Source organism: Crossiella cryophila (assembly GCF_014204915.1).
Classification (GTDB): domain Bacteria; phylum Actinomycetota; class Actinomycetes; order Mycobacteriales; family Pseudonocardiaceae; genus Crossiella; species Crossiella cryophila.
Map to the genome: position 1 here is coordinate 7,643,692 of NZ_JACHMH010000001.1, position 16,545 is coordinate 7,660,236.

Here is a 16,545-nt window from a genome sequence, read left to right on the forward strand (position 1 = left end):
GGTGGCTGCCCTGGGAACCACCGCGTTGCTGATCCTCGCCCCGGCCGCCGAGCCGCTGCTGGCGGCGGCCCGCGCGGTCAACCCGGCCACGGTCCGGCCCGGCCTGCCCGCGCACGTCACCGTCAGCTACCCGTTCGTGCCGTTCGCCGAGGACCTGATCGACGCCGTCCGCTCGCTGGCCGCGGACACCTCGCCGCTGGACCTCACCCTGGCCGAAGTTGTTGCCAGGCCAGGCTTTCTGGCCGTTTCGGCGCCAGGGGCGCAGGAGCTGGCGGACCGGGCCGGGCGGCGCTGGCCCTGGTTGCGGCCCTATGACGGGCGGTTCGGCGAGCGGCCGCCAACCCATCTCACCGTGGCGCTGGGGGCGAGTGCGGCCGAGGCGGACCGGATCGGCGAGCGGGTGCGTGCGTTGCTGCCGATCCGGGTCGGCGCGACCGGGCTGGAGCTGGTGGAGCGGACCGTGCGCGGCTGGCAGGTGCGCCTCAGCGCGCCGTTCGGTCCGGGCTGAGCGGAAGGCCCGGGGCAGCCGCTGTCTCCGCGCATTCGGCGCCTGCCGGTGGCAACCGGCCGTCCAGCAGGTAGCCGGTCACCGCGGCCACCGCGCAGGGATTGCCGTTCATCGACGGGCCGTGCTCGCCGCCCGCGACGCTGAGCAGCCGCCCGTGCAACCGCCCGGCCATGACCACGCCGCCCTGGTACGGGGTGGCCGGATCGCGGTGGGACTGGAGCACCAGCGGGGCGGTAGCCAGGCCGCGGTCGGCGATCCGGACCTGCGGGCTGGACCGGTGCGGCCAGAACGCGCAGGGCAGGTCGGCGAGCATGAAGTACCGGCCGTTGATCGGGAACCGGCGCTCCAGCTCGGCCGCGTCCCGTTCGTAGACCGCGGGATCACGCGGCCAGCGGTCCTCGCCACAGGTCACGGCGAGGAACACCGAGGTCAGGTTCACCGGCCGGTGCTCGCCGCCGCCGCTGGGCAGTTCCGCGCCGAAGGGCCGGGTGGCCTCCAGCAGGAGGTTGCCGGTGCGGTCCCGGTTCAGCTCGACCAGCACCCGCTCCACCACACCCCACGTGCGCCGGTAGCTGACGTAGAACCCGGTGGCGCTGAACAGGGTGTCGCCGGTGGCGAACCGGCCGGGCTGCTTCGGATCGGCGATCGGGTTGTCCCGCAACCACTTCCGCAGCCGGGTCCAGGTGGCCAGCAGTTCGGACCTGGTGCCGCCGAGGCCGTTGGTGGCGTGCCTGCTCACGATGTCGTCGAACATCTCGTTGGTGCGTAGTTCTTTCGCCTCGGCCTGGGTGAACCGGCTGGGGCGCCAGACCCGGTCGGGGTGGATCGCGGAGTCCAGCACCGCCCGGTCCAGCGTTCGCGGGAACAGCGTCGCGTACACCCCGCCGAGGTAGGTGCCGTAGGAGGCGCCCCAGTAGTTGATCCGGCGCTCGCCGAGGGCGCGGCGGATCTGGTCCATGTCCCGCGCGGTGTTCTCGGTGCTGATGTGCCGCAGCAGCGCGCCGGAACCTACCGCGCAGTTGGCGGCCAGGTCCCGCTCCGGCGTGTACGGCCGGTCCGGGGTGCGCGGGCCGACCGGGCCGCCGCAGTCGATCGGGGTGCCGTTGACCGTGCCGCGCGGGGCGAAGCCGATCAGGTCGTAGCTCGCCGCCAGTTCCGGGAACCCCGGCCAGAGCGTGGTCCAGGTGAAGGTGCCGTCCGCGCCAGGACCACCCGGGTTGGTGAGCAGGACGCCACGGCGGCGGGCCGGATCGGTCGCCCTGATCCGGCTGACCGCGATGCCGATCCGCTCCGCCCACGGCCGCGCGTAGTCCCTCGGCACGCTGAGCCGGGCGCACTCGATGGCCACCCCGGCCGGCGCGCCGACGAACCCGGCGCAGTCCCCCCAGCTGATCGTCGCGGTCGCCGGCCCGGCCCCGGCAGGCGCGGTGACCAGGCCCGCACCCGCCAGGACCCCGAGCGCGAGCGCCACCCATCGTCGAACACGCGGCATGTCGATCCCCCCTGCGTCGCAACCCCCGTCACCCGCTTCAGTCTACCGAGAAGTCCGGTTCCGGGTCACGGGTTAGTCACTGTGCGTAACACCCGTCGCCGCCTGCCCGACAGCGGGATGTCCTGAACCGACGTCGCTGAGGTGGGCAATGGCTCTGAGTGTCTGGCTGTCCCTGTTGTCCCCGGTGGTGGCGTTGCTGGTCGCGTTCTGGGGCTTCCGGCGGTCCACCAGGGCGGATCGGTTGCGGGCCTTCTTCGACCTGCACGAGCGGTACCTGTCCGCGGAGGTGCGGGCCGGGCGGCGGCTCCTGCACCAGCGGGTGGCCGGACGTTCGGCCGAGGAACTGGCCGAGCTGGACCGGGACAGCCTGGACCGGATCGGGTACACCCTCGCGGTGCTCAACTCGATCGCGATCGCCTGTGCCGGCGGCTACGTGGACCGGCGGATGGTGCGGCGCAGCATGGGCCGCTCCTACGCGGGCGTGATCGCGGCGGCCCGGCCCTACATCGACCGGGTCGAGGCGCTGCGCGGGTTCCGGCCCTATCCCTTCGCCGAATCACTGGCCGGGCAACTACGGGAGGGTGCGCATGTCGAATCCCGGGACTGACCGCAGGCTCCGGTTGTGCGTGGTGCAGCTGGACGGGCTGCCGCACGCGCGCACCGCGGAAAGCCTGTGGCTGCCCGCCGAACCCCTCTACGAGGCCGGGGCCGGACCGGGTGAGCTGTCCGCGGCGCACCTGTTCAGTCGCGCCCACCCCACCGTCTACAACGGAATCCAGGAACTGTCCACTTCGGCCACCCGCTCCAGCCTGACCGAGCTGATGTCCTTCCTGGACCGGCAATCCGCCGATGTGGTGGTCCTGCCGGAGTACCTGGTGCCGCTGGGCTGTCTGGCCACCCTGCGCGAGTTCTCCGTCGGCAGGGTGGTGGTGGCCGGGCTGGGTTATGTGCGCACCATCGAGGAGGCGGCCGAGCTGGTCGCACTGGCCGAATCGGACTGGCAGGCCGGGAACCTGGTGCACCGCAACGTCTCCGTGCTCATCCACGACGGCAGCGTGCACCTGGTCACCAAACTGTCCCTGGCCGACGGGGAGAACGCGCGCGAGGGCGAGGGCGTGCGGATCGTGGAGCTGACCCTGCGCGGGCGGCAGGTGCGGCTGGCGGTCGCGGTGTGCAAGGACTACCTGCTGTGGGAGAGCAACGCGACCGTGCAGCGCGCCGACATCGTGTGCGTGCCCGCCAATTCCCCCACCATGCTGCCGTTCCAGCCGGACGCGCCGCGCGATCACGTGCGGCTGCTGGCCAACGCGGCCTGCCACGGCGGCTCGCAGATCATCGTGCCCGCGCTGGACGGTCCGCTGGTCAACCGGCTGGGTGTGCAGCCGATCGGCAAGGGGTTCCAGGCGGTGATCCTGGTCGAGTACGACCGGTATCCGCAGCGGCCGACCGCGCTGGCCAATCCGGAGAACAGCCTGGCGTTGCGGGCCCAGATCATCGGCGCGGCCGACGCGGCCGAGCTGGCGGTGCTCGCCGAACTGGCCGAGCTGACCGCGACCACCCCGGGAAAGGCGTTGCGGGCCCAGGTGAGCGAGCTGCGCGCCCGGCTGGCCGGGGCCGGTCCGCTGGCCCAGGCACTGGAGGCCTACGACCTCTACCTGGCCCAGGGTTTCGACCCGGACAAGGAACTGCACGACCTGCTGTGCACGCACATCGCGGTCACCGGCGGCGGGCAGTCGGCCATCCGCGGCCGCCAGGCCCGCTACATCGTGTCCATGCTGCGCGAGCTGGAAGCCGCCTGCGCGGGCAGTTTCGGCACGGCCAGGGACACCTACCAGCGGCTGGCCGAACAGTTCGCGGCGGCGGATCCGCCCGAGCTGGTGGTGGTACCGGTGCCGCGGCAGGCCCCGGCGGCCGAGCCGGAGCGGCCGAGTCTGCTCAAGTACACCCGCTCCACCGCGCGGGACGGCACCCGCTCGGAGAGCTGGGAGATCCACGATCCCGACCTGGCAAGGGAATTCCTCCGCAGCCTGCCGACCAAGACCGATCGGGGAGCCGGCGATGAGTGAGTCGACCGCACAGGAGACCAGGCTGGCCGGCCAGGTCCGGCGGCTGCGTGCGCGGCTGGCCGGGCCGGGTGGCGACGGCGTGGAGACCAGGGCCGCGCTGGCGCTGGCGTTGCTGCGGCTGGGCGGGCATCAGGCGCGCACCGGGCAGCGGGTGGCCGCGCTGACCGCGGCCAGGGAGGCCGCCGCGCTGACCCTGGACCTTGCCGAGTCCACTGTGGACGATCCGGCGCGGACCCGGGAGTGGTTGTCGCTGCTGAGTCATTCGCTGCAGATCGAGTATGAGGTGACCCGCGACCTGCACGTGCTGGACCGGGCGATCAGCACGCTGAACCAGGTGCTCGGCCTGCTCGAACCGGACGATCGCGATCTCAGCGGGCATCTGTCCAACCTGGGCAACGCGTTGCGGCAGCGGCATGAGCACACCTTCGACGAGCGGGACCTGCAGCACGCGGTGCGCAGGCAGCGGCAGGCGTTGCGCTGCGCGCCCGACGACGACCGGGACCGCTCGGCGCTGCTGGCCAACCTGGGTGCCTCGCTGCGGCTGCACTACGAGCGCACCGGCGACCTGGACTCCCTGGACGAGGCGATCGCGGTGCTGCGTCAGGCCACCGCGGCCACCTCGCCGGAACACCCGGGCCGGCTGCGCAGGCTGTCCAACCTGGGCGCGGCCCTGCGCGCGCGGCACAGCAGGCTGGCCGATCCGGCGGACCTGACCGAGGCGGAGGCGATCCTGCGCCGGGCCGCCGACGGCATCCTGCCGGATTCCGACGACGCCCTGGCGGTGCTGTCCAACCTGGCGAATGTGTTGCAGGACGAGGCGGACGCGTTGCGGGACAGCGCGAAACTGGCCGAGGCGGCCGAGGTGTTCCGCCAGGTCGCCGACCGGCGCCGCGTGCTGCTGGGCCCGGAACACCCGGACACCCTGGCCACCCGCAACAACCTGGCCAACATCCTGGCCCAGCAAGGCGAACTGGCCGCGGCCGAACAGACCTACACCGCACTGCTGGCCGATCTGCCCAGGGTGCTCGGCGCGGACCACCCGGACACCCTGGCCAGTCGCAACAACCTGGCCAACGTGCTTGCCCAGCAAGGGAAACTGGCCGAGGCGGAAGCCGCGTACACCGCGCTGCTCACCGATCAGCTGCGGGTGCTGGGCGCCGATCACCCGGACACCCTGGACTGCCGCAACAACCTGGCCACCGCACTGACCCAGCAGGGCAAACTGGTGCTGGCGCAACAGACCTACCAGGAGGTGCTCGCCGCGCAGCTGCGGGTGCGCGGCGAGGACCACCCGGACACCCAGCGCACCAAGGCGTTGCTGTCCGGACTGGCCGACATGCTGTGCAGCCGGGTGAGCGTGGTGGTGCCCAGGGTGATGCTGGTGGTGCACACCAACTCCACCGCCGACAGCGCGGACCGGGCGCGGATCACGGTGCGGCGCAGGATGTACGAGGCACTGAAGAACGCGGTCACCCGCAGCCACATCCCCTGGGCGGACTGCGCCACCGAGAGCTACGGCGACGGCGTGCTGCTGCTGTTGTCCCCCCAGGTCTCCCGGGAACAACTGGTGGCCATGGTGCCGGACAACCTCTCCCGCGAACTCCGCGCGGTCAACGCGAACCTGTTGCCCATTGACCAGTTGCGGCTGCGGGTGGCCATGCACGCGGGCCCGGTCCGGGTCGACGACCGCGGCGTCACCAGCCCCGCCGTCCGCGAGACCTTCGGCATGGCCGACGCCCCCGCCCTGCACGAATCCCAGCGCCGCGACCGAGCCGACCTGGCCCTGATCATCTCCGACGCCCTGTACCAGAGCACGACGCGAACCCCCGGCGCCCTGTTCCGCCCGGCCAGGGTCCCGGTGCGCAACGCGGACCTGCTGGCCTGGATCCTGCACCGGCCGCGGGAACTCACCGTGGGGCAGCCGAATGCGGGGCTTCGACCGTCCACTGTGGATCCGTATGTGCTGGTGCTGGCCACCGACGCGTTGCTGGCGGTGCCGCTGTGCCGGTTCCCGTACAGCAGGCAGCGGTTGCTGGACTCGCTGGATCCGGCGATCAGTTCCTCGGTGCACCGGGATTCGCGGGCGCGGCAGGAGGTGCAGAACATCCTGCGGACCTGTTTGGCGCATGAGGACGGGTTGAGTCAGTTGCTGGCGGCGGTGCGGCGGTTGGAGCATACGACGTTGCCGGTGCGGCATTTGACCACGACGTTGGCGCGGTTGTTCGCGGATCGGGGGAAGCCGGGGCCTCGGGCGACCTAGGATCCACTTGGGGTGCGACCGCGTCCTCGAAAACCGCCAGGGAGGTGTCGTGACCGGTCATCCGGAGTCGGCGGTCACCGCGGTGCGGGCCGCGCTGACCGCGGTCGAGGCCGAACTGGACCGGTGGCGGTCGGGCCGGGGCACGGTGGGCAGCGAGTCCCAGCTCGACGGCTTCCAGCGAATGTTGCGCCAGATGCTGACGCACCTGGAGGCGAACCGGCCGACCGGGAACCATTATCCCGGCATGGGCCGGGTCGTGACGGATTCCTGGCCGTTCAACACCGAACTGGGTGAGCTGGTGGTGACGGCCGAGCGGGCCTTCCGCGAAGCGGGGACGGGAACTCCCTAACTCGCGCGGGTCACGTTCATCCCCGCCAGGATCACCGTCAGCCCGTACTCGAAACAGTCATCCGTGTCGGTGTCGAACAGGTTGTCGTCCTGATACGCCTGCGCCGTCAACGGAAACCGCGCCCCGTCCACTCCCTGCGGCACCCCATCCGGACTCGCCCCCAGGTGGAACTGTTCCTCGATGGTGAAGCCGACGGTGTAGTGCAGCAGGGCGGCGACGCCGCGGGCGGCCTGGCGGACCGGGAAGCCGGCGTCCTGCAGGGTGCGCAGGGCGAGTTCGGTGGCGCGGAAGACGGCGGGTTCGGTGATGTTGCTGCCGGCGAAGACCTTGGCGCCGTCCTGGTGGGCCAGCATGGCCTGGCGCAGTCTGCGGGCCCAGTCGCCGAGCCACTGTTGCCAGTCCACGCCCGCGCGCGGGGCCTCCAGGCCCTCGGCGGCGGTGGCGAAGATCGTGTTGGCCAGCACGTCCAGCAGTTGCTGCTTGTTCTTGACGTGCCAGTACAGCGCCGAGGTGTGCACGTTCAGCCTGGTGGCGACCAGGCGCATGGTCAGGCCGTCCAGGCCGGACTCGTCCAGCAGTTCGAGCGCGGTGCGCGCGATGGACTCCAGATTGATCTTCACAGCTCTCCTTGACACCCGGTCCACCGCAGCCTACAACTGAATGGTGTTCAGTGATTACTAGACAGCGTTCAGGAGGGGTGGATGAGCGAGTTCAACGAGCAGGTGATCGCGGAGTTCCGGGCCAGCAAGGGCGTGGTCGGCGGGTTCTTCGCCGGGGTGCACGTCCTGCTGCTGCACCACGTCGGGCGGCGCAGCGGGCAGGCCAGGATCAACCCGTTGCTCTACCTGGCCGACGGCGCGGACCTGGTGCTGATCGGCTCGGCCGGGGGCGCGGAGCGGGAACCGGCGTGGGTGGCCAACCTCGAGGCCGCCGGGCAGGCAGGCGTCGAGGTCGGCGAGCGCACGCTGCGGGTCCGGCCGACCGTGTTGCGGCCCGGCAGCGCCGAGCGGGACCGGCTCTACCCGCGGATGGTGGCGTACTGGCCGGACATCCTGAAGTACGAGCAGCTCACCGACCGGCCGTTCCCGCTGGTCCGGCTCACGCCGATCGGCGAGTGAGGCTCAGGCCGCGCCGGTGAGCACCGGGGTGGGCGCGTGCGGGCGGACCAGTTCGGCGTAGACCTGCTCGAAGGTGGCCAGGGTGGCCTCCAGGGCGTGCCGGGTGATCAGCTTCTCGCTGGCCTCGCCCATGGCGGCCCGCTGGTCAGGGTCGGCGGCCAGTTCGGCCAGGTGGCCGGTGAGCGCGTCCAGGTCGGCAGGCGGGTAGAGGTGGCCGTTGACGCCGGGGTGGACCAGGTGTGGCAGGGCCATCGCGTCCGCGGCGACCACCGGCAGGCCGGCGGCCATGGCCTCCATGGTGGCCAGGCTTTGCAGTTCGGCGGTGCCGGGCATGCAGAAGATGTCGTTGCGGCGGTAGGCCTGGACCAGGTCCTCATCCGAGACCACGCCGTGGAAGCGCACCCGGTCGGTGACGCCCAGTTCGGCGGCCAGGCTTTCCAGGCGGGTGCGGCAGAAGCCGTCGCCGACGAGTTCGGCGCGCAGGCCGGGGATCCGGGACACCGCGTGGATCAGCTCGTGCACGTTCTTCTCCGCGTCCAGGCGGCCGACGAACAGCACCGATGTGTCCACAGTGGACTTCGCGACGCGCGGTGCGGCGTAGTGCTCGATGTCGATCCCGCAGGAGATCGCCCTCGGCTTGCCGGGGAAGTGGTTGGCGGTCAACAGGTTCACCGCGCGCGGGGTGGGCGCGGTGACGATCCCGGCCTCGCGGTAGACCCGGACCAGGTCGCGCCAGCCCAGCCGGGCCAGTGAGCGGCGCAGCGCGGCCGGGATCTTGAGGTAGCCGAACAGGTTCTCCGGCATGAAGTGGTTGGTGGCCACCGTGGGCACCTGCCGGGCGGTGGCCGCGCGCAGCACGGCGCGGCCGACCGGGAAGTGCGACTGCACGTGCACCACGTCCGGGTCCAGCCCGGCCAGCAGGTCCGCGGCCTTGCGGGTCTGCCAGGGCAGGCTGATCCGGAAGTCGGGGTGGAACGGGGTGCGCACCGAGGGCAGGTGGTGGATGGTGATGCCGCCGTCGGTCACCGTGCCCGGCTCGCCGGTGGGCGAGGGGCAGATGACGTGCACGTCGTGGCCGCGCCCGGCCAGGCCGTGCGCCAGCCGGCCGGCGAAGTTGGCCGCGCCGTTGACATCGGGCGGGAAGGTGTCCGCGCCCAGGACGATCCGCAGCCCGGACCCGGTGCGGCGTGCCGGCATCACTTGCTCCTCTGGTGCGGCGACTTCTCGTTGGTCTGGCACGGATCGGGCCAGCACCACCACGCCGCCCACGGCCAGCAGCGCGAGCGCGGCCTGTCCGACGGCGGTGGCGGGGGTGAGGTAGGCGGCCTCGCCGTAGAGCAGCAGGCCGGTGCTGACCGCGGTCAGCGGATCCAGCACGGTGATCGCGCCGACCACCACCGCGGTCGGTCCGGCGGCGTATGCCTGGTGCATCACCCAGCCGCCGACGGCCAGCAGCAGCCCGGCCTCCGCGGCGAACAGCAACCCGCCCCACTGCGGGTCGGCGGTGAAGAGCTGCCCGGTCGCGGACTTGGTGAGCACCGAGCCGAGTCCAAAAAGGACGGCGGCGGAGGCGGCGAGCACCGCGCAGCGGCCCTGGCCGCGCACCCGCAGGCCGACCACGGCCACCAGCAGCGCGCCGAGTGCGGCCAGGTGCACCGCGCCGGGCACCACGACCGAGGTGACCACCGCGGGCGAGACGGCCAGTGCGACGAAGCCGAACACCCCGCCGCAGACCGCGAACACGGCCAGCCGCACCGGTGGCGCGATGGGCTGCCGCCGGGCGCGGGCGGTGAAGACCACGGTCAGCACCAGGCTCAGCACGCCGAGCGGCTGCACGATCACCATGGGCGCCAAGGCAAGCGCGAGCACGTGCAGGCCGCTGCCGAGGATGGCGAAGCCGGTGCCGGTGAGCCAGCCGCGCGAGCGGACCGTCCCGGCCAGGCCGCGCAGGGTGAGTTCGCCGCCGGCGTCGTGGCCGCGCACCGCGGAGTGCTGCAAGGACACCGCGGCGGCGAACAGGCAGGCGGCCAGCAGTGCGAGGAGAACCGCTAGGGGGATCATGCTCACCGGGTGGCGCTCCGCATCAATGGGGCCAAGGAGACCAGCAGCAGTCCGTGCGCGATCAGCGCGACCCGCTGCAGCGCGCCCTGCGGCAGCGCCGGGATCACCTGGGCCAGGCCGAAGGCGGCGGCGGTGAGCAGGGTGGCCACCGCGGCCCAGCGCACCCGGCGCAGCGAGAGCACCTGGCGGCCCGCGGTGGCGAGCACGTGCGCGATCCGCAGCGCGGCCACCGGCAGGCAGGTCATGAACACCGCGCCGCCGAAGCGGTGGATCTCACCGGACACAGTGGACACCGTGCTGCTCACGTTGCCGGGGAACACCGCCACCGAGGCCAGTCCGCCCGCCCACAGCCCGAGGAAGATGCCCGCGGGCCGGTCCACCGGCAGCCGGGTCAGGATCAGCCCGCCGCCGACGAGGATGCAGAGCTGGGCGATGAGGAACAACGCGGTGGAGTGGAAGGTGTAGTCACTGACCGGGTCCCACAGCGGATCGACCTCGACGGTGTAGGCGAAGCCGAGGTAACCGACCAGCAGGGTGGCCAGGCCGAGCAGCGTGAACGCGACCGGGGCGGTGCCCGGCCGGGTGATCGTCCTGCTGGTGGTGGTCACCTACGTGAGGGTTCGCGGCGATCATGAAGGGACGATGAGAGATCACCCGGGGTTTGGTTAAGAGTCCGTGGCGGGCGTGGGCAGGGTGAGCGAGACCCTGGCCCCGCCCACGGCGTTCCGGCCTGCGGTGGCGCGGCCGCCGTGCAGGGTGGCGATCTGGTCCACGATGGCCAGGCCGAGACCGGAACCGGGCAGCGCACGGGCGGTGTCGGCCCGGTAGAAGCGCTGGAAGACGTGCGGCAGGTCGGCCTCGGGGATGCCGGGGCCCTCGTCGTCGACCACGATCCGCACCTGGCCATCGCCGGTCTCCAGGGTGACCGTGACGGTGCCGCCCAGTGGACTCCACTTGGCCGCGTTGTCCAGCAGGTTCAGCACCGCCCGTTGCAGCGAGCGCGGCCTGCCGATGATCTCCGCGGAGCGCAGGTCGGTGTGGAAGAGCAGGTTGGGGGCGCGCGGGCGGACCCGTTCCACCGCGGCGGCCACCACCTCGGCCAGGTCCACCCGCTGCGCTGGTTCGGTGGAGCGGTCGGTCTTGGCCAGTTCGACCAGTTCGCTGACCAGCGAGGTCAGCTCGCCTGCCTGTACCTCCAGGTCGGTGAGCAGCCGGTCCCGGTCCTCGGCGGGCAGCACCCTGGCCGGATCGGTCTGCCGGGTGGCGTGCGCGAGCAGTTCGATGTTGTTGCGCAGGCTGGTCAGCGGGGTGCGCAGCTCGTGCCCGGCGTCCTCGACCAGGCGGCGCTGGGCGTCCCTGGAGACCGCCAGCGCGGCCAGCATCGCGTTGAACGCCTCGGCCAGCCGGGCGATCTCACCGGTGCCCTGCACGGAGATGCCCTGGTCCAGGTCCTGGGTGCGGGCCACCCGCTCGGCGCCCGCGGTGAGCGCGTCCACCGGCCGCAACGCGGTGCGGGCCACGATCAGCCCGACCCCGGCCGCCACCGCCACCCCGGCCAGGCAGACCAGGATGTGCCAGAACCCCAGCACACCCAGGGTTTCCCGCAAACCCTGGATCTCCTTGCCGACCTGCACCGCGCCGCCGTCGGGCCGGGGCGCGGTCCACACCCGGTAGAGGTCGTTGTCCAGCACCCGGTCCTCGCTGAACTCCGCGCTCGAGCGGTCGGCGACCTTGGCCGCACCCACGCTGACCGGCACCGCCTCCTCCCGGCCTGCGAAGCGCACCGGCGTGCCGCCCGGGTCCAGGAACTGCACGAAGATGTCCCCGGTCCGGTCCGGCCGGGGCCGCCTGCCGTCGCTGTCGCCCTCGGGCCGGTCCACGTCGTGCAGCGCGTCCAGGGCGTCCTTCGGGGTGGCCCGGTCTCCGGCGAGCTGACTGTAGGAGCGCAGCTGGTTGTCGAAGTTCTGCTCCAGCTTGGCCCGCACCAGCAGCCAGGAGCCCAGTGACACCGCGGCCACCGCCACCGCGACCGCCCCGGCGACCAGCACGATCAACCGTCCGCGCAGGGACAGCTCGCGCCAGCGGGCCGCCCGCAGCCGGGCCCACCAGGTGCTCACAGCGGTTCCTCGCGCAGCACGTAGCCGACCCCGCGCACGGTGTGCAGCAGGCGGGGTTCGCCCTGGGCTTCGAGTTTGCGCCGCAGGTAGCCGACGTAGACGTCCAGGCCGTTGGAGGCCGAACCGAAGTCGTAGCCCCAGACCTGCTCGAAGACCAGGGTCCGGGTGAGCACCAGCCGAGGGTGCCGCAGGAAGGTCTCCAGGATGGCGAACTCGGTCCTGGTCAGCCGCAGTTGCCGCCCGGCCCGGTTGACCTCGCGGGTGCCCGGGTGCAGCACCAGGTCGGCGAAGACCAGCGACTCCCCCGCACTCGGCGGCGGCGCGGCGTCCGGCTCGGCCGCTCCCTGCCCCGCCCGCCGCAGCATGGCCCGCACTCGGGCCAGCAGTTCCTGCAGGGCGAAGGGTTTGACCAGGTAGTCGTCGGCGCCCGCGTCCAGCCCGGCCACCCGGTCGGCGACCTCGTCGCGGGCGGTGAGCATCAGCACCGGCACGAAGTTGCCCTCGGCGCGGAGATCGCGGCAGCTGTCCAGGCCGTTGCGCACCGGCATCATCACGTCGAGGATCACGCCGTCGAACTTCTCCGCCCGGATCCGGGCCAGCGCCTCGGCGCCGTCGGCGGCCAGGGAGACGGTGTAGCCCTCGAACCGCAGCGTCCGGGACAGCGAGTCCCGCACGGCCTCCTCGTCATCCACGATCAGCAGGTGCACGGATCGAGCGTAGCCGTCCGGGCTCGGCTGGTCTGAGCTGCGAGAGCGCGTGGCGGAACTGGTCGACCGGCTAGCACCAGACCGATGGCCGGGCTGAGGGCGACCCGCGGATGCACCAGCCTCAGCAGTGGGCGGCGAACGCCGGGCAGGGCGAAACGCAGTTCCCGTCAGGCGATGCCGACGATCGCCACCGCTCCTGGTCACCCGCCAGGAAGATCATCCGATGCTCGACGTCGTCCGGGTGGTGGCCGTCATCCCGGTACAGGGTGGGGATGAGGGCGTCGAGCAGATGGTGCTGGATCGCGGGGCGGTCCGGGAGTCGCAGCAGGTAGACCGGGTCGGTGCCGGGGGCGGCGTAGCGGGCGCGGGCCAGGGGCGGCATCAGCGGGGTTGCCAGCACGGTGGCCAGCACACCGGCGGGTTCGGTGCGCAGGTGGTCAAGCACCGGACGCCGGCGCTTGGCGGTCAGCTACAACAGGGCCAGGGTGGACTTGCCGCCGCCGGGCTCGCCCAGGGTGGCGCTGAGCTTCTGCGCGGTGTCCGGGTCCGGGCCGTGCCAGAGCGTGCCGTCGAGGGTGGCCAGCAGGAGGCCGGGTACCACTCCGGCGCCCGCGAGCGCGAAACCCGTTGCGGTGTGCCGGGCCATGCCTGGCTTCCCTGCGGTCGCGGTCGAGTCAGGGCACCCTGGGAGGTGGGGTGGGCCGGGTTGGGGCGTTCCGGTGGTGGGTCACCCGTTCGGAGACTCCGGCTCGGCCTGGCCTGGCGGCACCGCCCGCGTCCTTACCGAACGGTCGGTCAGGACGCGGGCGCCCGGCTGACCTCGCGTCCCTACCGAATGGTCAGTAGGGGCGCGGGCCTTTGACCAGACTCGCGTCTCTACCGAACGGTTGGCAGAGACACGGGCACCCGATCGACCTCGCACCTCTACCGAACGGTCGGTCAGGGCGCGGGCCTTCGATCGACCTCGTGTGCCTACCGAACAGTTGGCAGAGACGCAGGCACCCAATCAGCCACGCACTTCTACCGAACGGTCGGTAGAGACGCGGGTTTCAGGCCACCCGGTCCAGGGCCGTCCGGAAGCCGCGTACCCGTTCGGCCACCGTCGCCGCGTCGCCGCCGTCGAGGAGTTCCCGGACCAGGGCTGAGCCGACCACCACGCCGTCGGCCTCGGTGCAGATCTCGGTGGCCAGCTCCGGGGTGCTGATGCCGAATCCGGCGATCACCGGGATGGTGGCGTGTCTGCGGAGCCGGGTGACGGTGTCCTTGGCGGCGGTGGTCAGTTGGGCTTGTTCGCCGGTGGTGCGCATGGCGGTCATGGAGTAGACGAATCCCTTGCTGGCGGCGCAGATCCGGGCCAGGCGGTCGTCGGCGCAGTCGGGGGCGCCGAGCAGCACCATGCTGACTCCGGCCCGGTCGGCCGCGGCGCGGAACTCCGCACTCTCCTCCAGTGGCAGGTCTGAGACGATCACGCCGCTGATCCCGGCCTCGACCAGACGGGCCGGGAAGTCCGGGATGCCCAGGGCGACATTGGCGTAGGTCATGGCGATCAGCGGCACACCGATATCCACTGTGGACAGTTCTTTGAGGACTGTTTCCGGGGTGGCACCGCGAGACAGGGCCGTGGCGGCGGCGCGTTGGACGACCGGGCCGTCGACCATGGGGTCGGAGAACGGGAGGCCGATCTCCAGGGCGTCGGCGCCTGCCTCGGCCATGGCCTTGGCCACGTCCAGCCAGTCCGCGGACTGGCCGCCCATCAGGTAGGGGATCAGCAGTTTGTGGTCGCGGGGCAGGGTCAGCATGCCAGGGTCTCCCGGATCTGGTGGACGTCCTTGTCGCCGCGACCGGACAGGGTCAGCAGCACGGTGGTTCCGGTGGGCAGCTCGGGAGTCCCTGCCGCGCGCAGGATCCAGGCCAGGGCGTGTGCGGATTCCAGGGCGGGCAGGATGCCTTCGGTCACGGCCAGGGCCCGGACGGCGGACAGGGCCTCGTCGTCGGTGACCGTGGGGTAGCGGACGCGGCCGGTGGCGGCCAGGTGCATGTGCTCGGGGCCGATGCCGGGGTAGTCCAGGCCGGCGGAGATCGAGTGTGCCTCGGCGATCTGCACGCCCTCCTGGAGGAAGTGCGAGCGGAAGCCGTGCAGGATGCCGGGGGTGCCGGTGCTGACCGCGGCGCCGCCCGCGGCCTCAACGCCGATGAGTTCGGCGGGGGTGTCCACGAAGCCGGCGAAGGTGCCTGCCGCGTTGGAGCCGCCGCCCACGCAGGCCACCACGACGTCGGGGATGCCGGTCGGCAGTAGTTCAGCGGCCTGGGCGCGAGCCTCGTCGCCGATCACCCGTTGCAGTTCGCGCACCAGGTAGGGGTACGGGTGTGGGCCGAGTACCGAACCCAGGCAGTAGTGCGCGGTCCTGGTCTCGCTGACCCAGGCGCGCAGCGCGGCGTTGGTGGCCTCCTTCAGCGTGCCCGCCGTCCCTGGCACCCCGGCCGGGACCACCTCGGCGCCGAGCAACTCCATCCGGAAGACGTTCAGCTCCTGCCGCCGCATGTCGGTGTGTCCCATGTGGACGGTGCAATCCAGGCCGAGCAGGGCGGCGGCGGTCGCGGTGGCCACGCCGTGCTGGCCGGCGCCGGTCTCCGCGATCAGCTTGGTGCGGCCCATCCGCTTGGCCAGCAGGGCCTGACCCAGCACGTTGTTGATCTTGTGGGAGCCGGTGTGCGCGAGGTCCTCCCGCTTGAGCAGCAGCCGGATACCCAGGCGCTCCCCCAGTCGCACGCATTCGGTCAGCGGCGTCGGCCTGCCCACGTAGGTGGCCAGCAGGCGGTGGTACTCGGCGACGAAGGCCGGGTCGTGCCACGCGTCGAGGAAAGCCTCCTCGACCTCCCGGCAGGCCGGGACCAGTGCTTCCGGCAGGAACCGGCCGCCGAAATCGCCGAAGCGACCGGTGGCGTCGGGCTGCCCCATCAGCTTGTCAGTCCTCACAGTTCTAGAACTCTAGCACTCTAGTCCGTGGATTACACTCCCCCGGTGACCGAGCAGACCACCGGCTACGACCAGCGGGTGCCGAAATACCTGGCCATCTACCGTGCGCTGGCCGCCGAGATCAGCGACGGAACCCACCAGCCGGGGGCCGCGCTACCCCCGCAGCGTCAGCTCGCCGACCGCTTCGGCGTCACCCTGATGACCGTGCGCCAGGCCCTGCGCGCACTCCAGGACGACGGCCTGGTCGAGGCCCGCCCCGGCACCGGCACCTTCGTCCGGCAGCCCGGGTTCGCCTACCACCTGAGCGGGCTGCGCAGCCTGTCCGAGGAACTCACCGGCCAGGGCCTTGAACTGCGCACCGAGGTCCTCTCCGCCGACCTGGTCAGCGCACCCGAGGAGGTGGCCGCCCGGCTCGGCCTGTCCCCCGGCACCCGGGTGCTGGCCGTGGACCGCCTGCGCAGCGCCAGCCCCGAACCCGGCGCGCCGGTGGTGCCGCTGCTGCTTCAGACCTCTTTCCTGACCGAACGGTTGGGCGGGCTGCTGGACGTGGCCGAACTGCGCCACCACTCGCTGTACCGGCTGCTCGGCGAACGCCTGGGCCGCCCGGTGACCAGTGCCGAGGAACGACTGCAGGCGGTCGCGCTGACCGAACGCGAGGCCGCGCTGCTCGACCGACCGGTCGGTTCGCCCGCGCTGCTGAGCCGCAGGCTGAGCCGGGACGAGGCGGGCGCCCCACTGGTCGACGACCGGGCGGTGATGGTCGGCGACGGCACCGTGGTGGTGGCCGAACGCGCCGCCACCGAGGTCAGCCTCACCTACCGCACCCAGAACTCACCTGGGTAACCCGGTAGCGACCCGTTCTTTGGAGTGAGTGTCGAGCAAACCGCGTA

17 protein-coding genes are annotated in these 16,545 nt (G+C 72.0%); 7 read left to right on the forward strand and 10 right to left on the reverse strand.

What is annotated here, in order from left to right:
* The first annotated feature begins 1 nt into the window (after nt 1).
* A complete protein-coding gene (locus tag HNR67_RS32715; protein WP_312988525.1) occupies nt 2-508 on the forward strand; it encodes a 2'-5' RNA ligase family protein in 507 nt (168 codons plus the stop codon).
* Here the strand turns inward: HNR67_RS32715 and HNR67_RS32720 are convergent.
* Entirely contained in the window at nt 483-2,000 is a 1,518-nt protein-coding gene (locus HNR67_RS32720) for an alpha/beta hydrolase (protein WP_185006129.1), read from the reverse strand. The two genes, HNR67_RS32715 and HNR67_RS32720, sit on opposite strands and share 26 nt — an antisense overlap.
* Nucleotides 2,001-2,148: 148 nt before the next feature.
* Between HNR67_RS32720 and HNR67_RS32725 the strand changes: the two genes are divergently transcribed.
* Genes HNR67_RS32725 through HNR67_RS32740 form a run of 4 tightly spaced genes read left to right on the forward strand, consistent with a single transcriptional unit; the run spans nt 2,149 to nt 6,675 of the window.
* Nucleotides 2,149-2,607, forward strand: a complete 459-nt coding sequence (locus tag HNR67_RS32725; RefSeq protein ID WP_185006131.1) for a DUF4760 domain-containing protein — start codon at nt 2,149-2,151, stop codon at nt 2,605-2,607.
* Nucleotides 2,588-4,066 (forward strand): carbon-nitrogen hydrolase family protein, encoded by a 1,479-nt coding sequence (locus HNR67_RS32730; protein ID WP_185006133.1) that lies wholly within the window; start codon nt 2,588-2,590, stop codon nt 4,064-4,066. Before HNR67_RS32725 ends, HNR67_RS32730 begins: the two co-directional genes overlap by 20 nt.
* Nucleotides 4,059-6,326, forward strand: a complete 2,268-nt coding sequence (locus tag HNR67_RS32735) for a tetratricopeptide repeat protein (RefSeq protein ID WP_185006135.1) — start codon at nt 4,059-4,061, stop codon at nt 6,324-6,326. The genes HNR67_RS32730 and HNR67_RS32735 overlap by 8 nt, the downstream gene beginning before the upstream one ends.
* A gap of 49 nt (nt 6,327-6,375) precedes the next feature.
* Complete coding sequence (locus HNR67_RS32740) at nt 6,376-6,675, forward strand: hypothetical protein (protein ID WP_185006137.1); 300 nt, start codon at nt 6,376-6,378, stop codon at nt 6,673-6,675.
* Here HNR67_RS32740 and HNR67_RS32745 read toward each other — a convergent pair.
* Nucleotides 6,672-7,295, reverse strand: a complete 624-nt coding sequence (locus HNR67_RS32745; RefSeq protein ID WP_185006139.1) for a TetR/AcrR family transcriptional regulator C-terminal domain-containing protein — start codon at nt 7,293-7,295, stop codon at nt 6,672-6,674. The genes HNR67_RS32740 and HNR67_RS32745 overlap by 4 nt on opposite strands.
* 81 nt (nt 7,296-7,376) lie before the next feature.
* On the opposite strand from HNR67_RS32745, the gene HNR67_RS32750 reads away from it, so the two are divergent.
* Entirely contained in the window at nt 7,377-7,793 is a 417-nt protein-coding gene (locus tag HNR67_RS32750; RefSeq protein ID WP_185006141.1) for a nitroreductase family deazaflavin-dependent oxidoreductase, read from the forward strand.
* A 3-nt stretch (nt 7,794-7,796) separates the two neighbouring features.
* Here HNR67_RS32750 and HNR67_RS32755 read toward each other — a convergent pair whose 3' ends face one another.
* The 8 genes from HNR67_RS32755 to trpB all read right to left on the reverse strand — a co-directional run bounded on the left by HNR67_RS32755 (nt 7,797) and on the right by trpB (nt 15,637).
* Nucleotides 7,797-9,854, reverse strand: a complete 2,058-nt coding sequence (locus HNR67_RS32755; RefSeq protein ID WP_185006142.1) for a glycosyltransferase — start codon at nt 9,852-9,854, stop codon at nt 7,797-7,799.
* A 2-nt stretch (nt 9,855-9,856) separates the two neighbouring features.
* Entirely contained in the window at nt 9,857-10,462 is a 606-nt protein-coding gene (locus tag HNR67_RS32760; RefSeq protein ID WP_185006143.1) for a DUF998 domain-containing protein, read from the reverse strand.
* Nucleotides 10,463-10,519: 57 nt separating this feature from the next.
* Complete coding sequence (locus HNR67_RS32765; RefSeq protein ID WP_312988529.1) at nt 10,520-11,971, reverse strand: sensor histidine kinase; 1,452 nt, start codon at nt 11,969-11,971, stop codon at nt 10,520-10,522.
* On the reverse strand, nt 11,968-12,678 hold the full coding sequence (locus tag HNR67_RS32770; protein ID WP_185006144.1) for a response regulator transcription factor: 711 nt from the start codon (nt 12,676-12,678) through the stop codon (nt 11,968-11,970). Before HNR67_RS32770 ends, HNR67_RS32765 begins: the two co-directional genes overlap by 4 nt.
* Nucleotides 12,679-12,799: 121 nt before the next feature.
* Nucleotides 12,800-13,123 (reverse strand): hypothetical protein, encoded by a 324-nt coding sequence (locus tag HNR67_RS32775; protein ID WP_185006145.1) that lies wholly within the window; start codon nt 13,121-13,123, stop codon nt 12,800-12,802.
* A 24-nt stretch (nt 13,124-13,147) separates the two neighbouring features.
* A complete protein-coding gene (locus tag HNR67_RS32780; RefSeq protein WP_185006146.1) occupies nt 13,148-13,324 on the reverse strand; it encodes a hypothetical protein in 177 nt (58 codons plus the stop codon).
* A gap of 403 nt (nt 13,325-13,727) precedes the next feature.
* Nucleotides 13,728-14,477: a tryptophan synthase subunit alpha gene (gene trpA / locus HNR67_RS32785; RefSeq protein ID WP_185006147.1), complete on the reverse strand. Its 750-nt coding sequence runs from the start codon at nt 14,475-14,477 to the stop codon at nt 13,728-13,730.
* Nucleotides 14,471-15,637, reverse strand: coding sequence for a tryptophan synthase subunit beta (gene trpB / locus HNR67_RS32790; protein WP_185011379.1), 1,167 nt, complete (start codon nt 15,635-15,637; stop codon nt 14,471-14,473). The genes trpA and trpB overlap by 7 nt, the downstream gene beginning before the upstream one ends.
* Nucleotides 15,638-15,700: 63 nt before the next feature.
* Here trpB and HNR67_RS45950 point away from each other — a divergent pair, with 63 nt between their 5' ends.
* The gene (locus tag HNR67_RS45950) at nt 15,701-16,498 is read left to right on the forward strand and encodes a GntR family transcriptional regulator (RefSeq protein ID WP_185006149.1); all 798 of its coding nucleotides are present in this window, start codon (nt 15,701-15,703) and stop codon (nt 16,496-16,498) included.
* Nucleotides 16,499-16,545 lie beyond the last annotated feature (47 nt).